The sequence below is a fragment of the Allobosea sp. P1_A7 genome (assembly GCF_056406775.1).
Map to the genome: position 1 here is coordinate 1 of NZ_JBFTZN010000288.1, position 7,375 is coordinate 7,375.

Below are 7,375 nucleotides of genomic sequence, written 5' to 3' on the forward strand. Positions count from 1 at the left end.
GGGTCGTGTCCGGCCCGAACTCCACGATCTCGCCCATAGCGACGCCCGAAACGCCGCCGTCGCTGACGTCGATGGTCTCGTTGGCGATCGTGAAAAGCCCCTCGGAGGACAGGCGCGACAAGGCCGACAGCACGTCGTCGGTCGTCTCCAGCCCGTAAAGGAATTCACGGCTCTGGGGGCGGTCCTCGTCGAAGCTGCGGACGTTGACCGTGCCCTCCGCGCTCTTCCGGAAGAGCTCGCGCACGGCGTCGGCGGTGCTGGCGAAACGGGAATTCGGCGAGGCGTCGGCGAGCCGCGAGAATTGCTGGATCGGACCCTTTGGCGAGGGAGCGAAGCTCACGAATTGCGCTACGTTGAAACGATCCGCCAGCCGATCGAGAGAGGCGTCCTTACGAAACGGGGACGATTTCTCGCTGGCCGGAGAATGTCCGATCGCGCCCATCAGAACCAACCAATCGCTTTCTGTTTTTCGAATCGAAACGCCCTGTCGGCATCCTTACCGAAGCGAGGTAAACGCGCGATGAGAAAGTTGGAAGAATGTTATCGGAAAATTGAGCCTATCGGAATGCATCTCGAAATGCCGGAATAATACCGCATCGTCGATTTCTCGTATCAACCGGAAACATGCACCGCACCGACGGCGGCCCAATTTTCCGGAAAGCCCGCTGCCTCGACGATGTCGTCGCCGCGGCGCCCGAGGATGACGGCCTCGATCGAAAGCGCCGTCGCGACCAGCGACAGGATCGTCGCCACCGCACCGGCATCGCGCCACAGCAACGTCTCCCAGGCATCGTAGCAGTCCGCGTAAATACGCCCGTCGCCGACGAGCTGGATCGTGGCTCCGCACTCCGCCCCTGCTAGTTCGCGGACGCTTCGACGGTTGAGGTCGAGGGCTGCCGATAGGTTCGCCGGTGACCGCAAGGCATGCGCCTCGCCGTCGTAAAGACCTCCGACGCTCGAACCGACGCCGAGCACGAGGAGCCTCAGCGCATGCAGGCCGCCCGCCGAGGGGGCCGTCCGGCTCTCCCAGACCCCGAAGCGCCCGTCGCCACGGCGCTCCCGCAACTGCGTGGAATGCCGCAGCAGCGCGGCAAGCTTCGGCTCGGGAAGGTCGCCGCCCGTCCGGGACCGCCGCCGCCCGAGCACCTGAAAGAAATCGCGGTCGGGCGCTTCGATGCGACGCGCCCAGGCGGTGACGATCGGCCAATCGGGCAACGGCGTCCGGCGCTTCTCGCCGACAAGCCGGGGCGCGGTCTCGCCGTCAGTAGGCATCGCCAGTCAATTCGTCGGTGACCTCGTAATGTTTCACGCAGCCCCGGCACACGCCGCAGGCCAGGTTTCCGACATGGCAGGAGTGCGCCCAGGCGAGGATGGACTGGGGGATGCCGGAGATCCTGACCAGCTCTGCTGTCGTCATCCCGATGGCGGGCGCGGTGACCCGGATGCCACCTTCCTGCATGCGCACTAGCCCGTCGATGGAGGCGTAGAAGGAGGGCCTGCCGTCGGCGTGAAGGCCGTCGGAGGCCACCGAACCGACCATCAGCTCCGTGACGCCGATGGTCACCGCCCGCATTCCGGCCAGGGTCAGCAGGAGCTGATTCCGGAACGGCCACCATTCCGGGGCGGGCGCCAGGTCGAGCGCCTCGGTCCCGGCCATGTGTCCCGATCCCAAGGACGAGCAGTCCACCGCGACGACCTCGTGGCGCATGCCCAAGAGCGACGCCACCTGTCCCGCCGCGGCGATCTCAGCGTCCCCGGCGGCCTGGCCGTAGTCGACGGTGAAGGCCACCTCCGGCCGCTGCCAATAGGCGAGGGCGATCGAGTCCATCCCTCCCGAGAGCAGGATCCCCTTCACGGCAGGGCCCACACCGCGCGATAGATGGCGGAGACGAGATCGTCGGCGACCTGGCAGCCAGAACCGATGGTCATCTTCATGTCTTCTGGGCGAATGTTCTGGGCGAGCGCTACGACGGGCTTCCCGCGGGCGACGGCGTAGCCGACCTCGAAAATCGTCCCGGCGTCACCGCCGTTCAGCACGGCGAGCACGACGTCGCAGCCGTCGAGACCCGCGAGGTCGGCCTTGGCGACCTTGTGCGCCGGGCCGCGCCCGACGTCGTGCAGCGGCGAGAACACGTCCACGCCCATGTGCAGGAGCTGCGACCTGATCTCTTCGATCATCCACAGCTCGCCCAGGTTGAAGAACGGACCGGCGATGTAGATTCGGCCCTTGCCCGGTACGATTGGCCGGTCGACGGTGCGCCGGAGCTCGGCCTCAGCGGGGAGGGGCAGGAACCGCGTCGAGACGTAGTGGCTGACCGAACGAGAAGCCAGGTCCGCCGCTTCCTCGGGGGACCTATCTTGAATGGCCCAGTGGAGCGTGAAGGCAGCCGAGAAGACGTCGCCCGAGCCAATCTTCCAGACGCTGTCGCTCCGGTAGGCCGGGACGGTACTGCGCGAMGCGCGCGTCGCGACGATGGCCCCCTGGCCGCCTTGCTTCAGGATGACGATTTCCGCGCCGTGCTCGGCAACGAGCGCGTCGATGATGTCATCAGGGGCCGTCTTCCCCGTCAGCCGACCGCCTTCGAGGCGATTGAGGACGAGTGCCAACTGCCGCGCGGAGGAGCCGTTTCGATGAAACGGCTGCGGTGAAAACGCTGACTGCGGGTCGTAGACGGCGCGCCTCGCCGAAACCTTGGCGCTGCCCTCCATCATGCCGAAGCTCAGGACGACGTCGTCCTCCACCYCAAATGCGGCATGCACCTCGATGAGGTCACGTCGCGGCACGATCCGCGGGTCGGCCAGTGAATGCAGGTATTCGAAAGCGACGCCCGGTCCGGAGACCTTCGGACCTTGCACGTCCAGGCGGTAGACGGCAGCAAGGTTCGCGAGCCCGTCCTCCAATCCTTCGGCGCGGTAGGTGTGCAGCTTGACGTCCGGCACGGCGCCGGAGATGAGTGCCGCTGCACGTCCGGCCGAGCCATACACATCGTCCCAAAACGGCTCGAGGCACCGCTCCGCATAGACGCCACCGGCGACGGAGATCACTTGCGCTCGATCCTGACGACCACCGATCCGCCCGAGCGCTGAATGACTTCCGCGGAATAGCTATTGCCCTGGTCGATGCAGGCGATCAGCGCCAGATGCCCGCGATGTGTCAGCGACCCGACGGGCTGGCCACCGAGGGTCCGCACTTCCAGGACACGATGCGGCACCGTGCCGGTGACATGGATGTCGAGGACGTCTCCCACCGCCAGCGTGTTCACCACGGGCTTGGGACTGTTTATCGGCGCGTCCTGGATAATGGCGCAAGGATCCGCACCGGCCCCGCCCGCGCCGCCGCCCGCACCCGACGTGCCCGACGATCCGATCGGGATCGACCCGACGTCGTCGCTCCTGCCACCACCGCTTCCCGACACGACGCTCTCCCCAAGATTGACGGAAGGAGAACCATCGAAGCGGGACGCCGTCAATTCTTCCGGAGTAATACTTTCAGATCGCGAATGCCGTCTGCTCGGACGTTCCCGAGTGCGAATCCTTGACGCGTCTCCCCGGACCGCGTTCGGGCAACAGCCTCATCGTGTTCCACATCACCGAATCCAGGATCGACGCCTCCGTTTCGATCGACGCCGCGAACCTCAGATAGGCCGCCTCCAGGGCGAGGTAGTGCCGCTCGACGGTGAGATCGGGCTCGAAGATGCCAAGCGCTCGCCCGGCCCTCAGGATGTGAACGTCCAGGATGGCGACCTCGTCACTCCGCCGTAGATTGCGGACGACCCAGGAGGCGGTTTTCCGGCCGACGCCGCGCAGTTTGGTTAGCTCGTCGCGCAACGCGACGTCGTCCTGTGAGCGGTCGATGTCCGGCAACGCGCGGAAGGCGGCCGCGACGTAGCCGGCCTTCTGCCTTGCGAAGCGGTAGCGGACGGTCCGATCGCCGACGCGGAAGGGCGTCGAGAGCGCATCGAAGACCGCGCGGTCTTCGGACAATGCATCGGGCGATGCATGCATGCATTTGCGAAGGCGGTCGTATGCGGCGAGGCCGACCTCTGCCGGTATGCCGTAGCCTCCGAGCATGCAGGCGAGCAGTTCCTCCTCAAGGCTGCCGCCGAGACGGTAGTGATCGGGAGCGTCCAGCTTCCACATCCAAGCCTGGGCAGCCCAGTAGGCCGGGGTCAGCGGCCTGTCGGCATCGCCCCAGGGGAAATCCCAGCCATGGACCATCTCGTCGGCCGCGGGCACGTCGAGGCTGTGCAGCCGACCTCCCGAAAGGGAGAGAACCCTCTGGCTCGACACATGGAGTGAATGCATATATTCATACTAGCTGACATCCGGGCGATCGGCAATGTGCGAGCTTCTTTCAGCGGTAGAGGAATGCCGTCTCAGGGCCGGACTAAGCCAGCGAGCGGTGGCGCGCGCGGTCGGGATTTCCCAGCCTCACTACAGCAAGGTCGTCGGCGGCCTAGTGGGCTTGCCAAAGGAACTCGAGGATCGGCTGGTTGCGTGGCTCGCCGCTCAGGAAGCCCATTCTGTAGACGGGCGCACGGCGGCTGGAATCGACGAGGCAAGGATCAGGAACCTCGCAGCGTCCATCGAGGAGCAACTCCGCGAGTTGAACCGGTTACTGGGCGTTGGAGGCTCCCGACGAAAGGGACGGATTCCGTCGGCGACACGGCGCAAGCCAGGCCGAGCGATCGGGTGAGGGGGCTAGCTCCGTAGCGAGGTGGTAGCGCTCGATCCCTCGAAAAGCTAATCGCCCTCTTTGGCGCAGACAATGTCGTCGCGCCGCCCATCGAGCCGGTCGCAAACGCAATCTAGCGGTTTCGATCGGCTCTTCCCTCGTCACTGGCGCGATCGTGGACTAATGGGAGGCGGCTCCGCCTGAAGGCGCTCGATACACGGGAGCTGTTTGCGTGGCCGCTCGAGAAGGGAACCGGTCTCCCTGGAGGGGAGGCCCAAAAAAAGCCTGCCGCAAGCTGCGGCGGGCCGCTGCGTCATTTGCGGCAAATTCAAGCGTCAAAAAGGCAAACCATCGTTCCACTTACACCAGCGCCAGAAGCGCCGAGAGAGCGGCCACGTGATCGCCCCCAGGGAGCCGACGGGTTCGTTGCACAAAAAAGCCTGCCGCGAGGTGCGGCAGGCCGTCGCGTCAATTGCGTGGAGCTGATGCGTCAATAAGGCAAACTATGGTTCCACTCACACAGGGGTGCGGCGGACTTCCGCTCTCATCGAGGCGCACTTCGGGTAGAATCTGACCAAACTTCCGGAGCGCCTACATCAGTACTCTGCGTGCTACGAGCAGCCAGTTGTACTACCGCAGGTGTTGCACTTCAGGCAGGTGCCGTTGCGGACCAGCGTGAAGTTGCCGCATTCGCCGCAGGAATCGCCGACATAGCCCTTCATGATCGCTTCGGCGCGACGCTCCGAGGCTGTCGGCTGGCCGGCGGGAGCCGCGAAGCCGAGCTTGGCCAGTTCAGCTTCGCCCACGGCCTCTTCTTCGGCGTCCGGCTTCAGCGCAGTCGCGCCTGCGGTGGCGAAGGAGGTGACGTTGCTGCTGCTGCGGGCGACGGTCTCGTGGACGATTCCGCCCTGGATGGCGAGCAGGTTGATCGGCTTGCCACGGCGGAAGCCAGTCGAGGCCAGCGGGGTCGAGGTGATCGGACCGATTGCATCCGGCGCCTTGTCCTGGCCGACGCCGCCGCCGATCACGTCATGGCCGATCTCGCTCGGGTCGACATGGGCGAGGTCGTTGCGCGAGAGATAGCTGATCGCCAGCTCGCGGAAGACGTAGTCGAGGATCGAGGTGGCGTTCTTGATCGACTGGTTGCCCTGCACGAAGCCCGAGGGCTCGAAGCGCGTGAAGGTGAAGGCCTCGACATATTCCTCCAGCGGCACGCCGTATTGCAGGCCGAGCGAGACCGCGATCGCAAAGTTGTTCATCATCGCCCGGAAGGCCGCGCCCTCCTTGTGCATGTCGATGAAGATCTCGCCGAGGCGTCCGTCCGAGTATTCGCCGGTGTGCAGGTAGACCTTGTGCCCGCCGACGACGGCTTTCTGGATATAGCCGGTGCGACGGTCCGGCATCTTCTCGCGTTCGCGCTTGCGTTCGATCCGTTCGACGATGCGCTCGACGATCTTCTCGGCGACATGGGTGGCGCGTGCCGCCATCGGCTGCTGGTGCAGCAACTCGACGGCGTCGTCGGCGTCGTCATCCTCGTCCGAGATCAGGGCCGAGTTCAGCGGCTGCGACAGCTTCGAACCGTCGCGGTAGAGGGCGTTCGCCTTCAGGGCCAGCTTCCAGGAGAGCAGATAGGCGCTCTTGCAGTCCTCGACGGTGGCGTCGTTCGGCATGTTGATGGTCTTCGAGATCGCGCCCGAGATGAAGGGCTGCGCCGCCGCCATCATGCGGATGTGGCTCTCGACGGAGAGATAGCGCTTGCCGATGCGTCCGCACGGGTTCGCACAGTCGAAGACGTTGTAATGCTCAAGCTTGAGGTGCGGCGCGCCTTCCAGCGTCATCGCTCCGCAGACGTGGACATTCGCGGCCTCAATCTCGGCCTTCGAGAAGCCGAGGAAGGGCAGGAGCTCGAACGACATGTCATTCAGCTTCTCGGCCGGGACCTTGAGCTCATTGACGAGGAAGTCCTCGCCCAGCGTCCACTTGTTGAAGACGAACTTGATGTCGAAAGCGGCCTTCAGGTCCTTCTCGACCGCGTCGATCTTGGCCTGGGGGAAGCCCTTGGCCCGGAGCGAGCCGTGATTGATGCCAGGAGCCTGGGCTAGCGAGCCATGGCCGACGGCATAGGCCTCGATCTCGGCGATCTCGGCCTCGCGGTAGCCGAGCGAGCGCAGCGCGTCGGGAACGGCGCGGTTGATGATCTTGAAGTAGCCGCCGCCGGCCAGCTTCTTGAACTTCACCAGCGCGAAATCGGGCTCGATGCCGGTGGTGTCGCAATCCATGACGAGGCCGATCGTGCCGGTCGGCGCGATCACCGTCGTCTGAGCATTGCGATAGCCATACATCTTGCCGAGCGAGAGGGCCTCGTCCCAGACGGCGCGGGCGCGTTCCGACATGGTGGCGCTCGAGCCGCCGAGACGGGCGAGCGTGCCATGGTCGAGCGGCACCGGCGTAACCTGCAGGCCTTCATAGCCCGAGGCCTGCCCATGAGCGGCGGTGCGGTGGTTGCGAATGACGCGCAGCATGTGGCTGGCGTTCTTCTTGTATCCGGGGAAGGGGCCAAGCTCGCCCGCCATTTCGGCCGAGGTCGCATAGGAGACGCCGGTCATGATCGCGGTGAGGGCGCCGGCAAGCGCGCGGCCTTCCTCGGAATCATAGCCGAGGCCCATGGTCATCAGCAGGCCGCCGATATTGGCATAACCC

7 protein-coding genes and 1 pseudogene are annotated in these 7,375 nt (G+C 65.3%); 1 reads left to right on the plus strand and 7 read right to left on the minus strand.

Annotated features, from left to right (window positions below; genetic code table 11):
* The 6 genes and pseudogenes from AC1D34_RS31285 to AC1D34_RS31310 form a co-directional block, all read right to left on the minus strand.
* A pseudogene (locus tag AC1D34_RS31285) lies at positions 1–340 on the minus strand (hypothetical protein); the annotation flags it as partial.
* A gap of 272 nt (positions 341–612) precedes the next feature.
* Positions 613–1,272 (minus strand): nitroreductase family protein, encoded by a 660-nt coding sequence (locus AC1D34_RS31290; protein WP_476826325.1) that lies wholly within the window; start codon positions 1,270–1,272, stop codon positions 613–615.
* On the minus strand, positions 1,262–1,867 hold the full coding sequence (locus AC1D34_RS31295; protein WP_476826326.1) for a 7-cyano-7-deazaguanine synthase: 606 nt from the start codon (positions 1,865–1,867) through the stop codon (positions 1,262–1,264). Before AC1D34_RS31295 ends, AC1D34_RS31290 begins: the two co-directional genes overlap by 11 nt.
* The gene (locus AC1D34_RS31300; protein WP_476826327.1) at positions 1,852–3,045 is read right to left on the minus strand and encodes a PfkB family carbohydrate kinase; all 1,194 of its coding nucleotides are present in this window, start codon (positions 3,043–3,045) and stop codon (positions 1,852–1,854) included. The genes AC1D34_RS31295 and AC1D34_RS31300 overlap by 16 nt, the downstream gene beginning before the upstream one ends.
* Positions 3,042–3,416: a hypothetical protein gene (locus AC1D34_RS31305; RefSeq protein WP_476826328.1), complete on the minus strand. Its 375-nt coding sequence runs from the start codon at positions 3,414–3,416 to the stop codon at positions 3,042–3,044. The genes AC1D34_RS31300 and AC1D34_RS31305 overlap by 4 nt, the downstream gene beginning before the upstream one ends.
* Before the next feature lie 73 nt (positions 3,417–3,489).
* On the minus strand, positions 3,490–4,305 hold the full coding sequence (locus tag AC1D34_RS31310; RefSeq protein WP_476826329.1) for an 8-oxoguanine DNA glycosylase: 816 nt from the start codon (positions 4,303–4,305) through the stop codon (positions 3,490–3,492).
* 34 nt (positions 4,306–4,339) lie between these two features.
* On the opposite strand from AC1D34_RS31310, the gene AC1D34_RS31315 reads away from it, so the two are divergent.
* Positions 4,340–4,696: a helix-turn-helix domain-containing protein gene (locus tag AC1D34_RS31315; protein WP_476826330.1), complete on the plus strand. Its 357-nt coding sequence runs from the start codon at positions 4,340–4,342 to the stop codon at positions 4,694–4,696.
* 590 nt (positions 4,697–5,286) lie between these two features.
* Here AC1D34_RS31315 and AC1D34_RS31320 read toward each other — a convergent pair.
* On the minus strand, positions 5,287–7,375 hold a 2,089-nt coding region (locus AC1D34_RS31320), incomplete at its 5' end, for a TSCPD domain-containing protein (protein ID WP_476826331.1).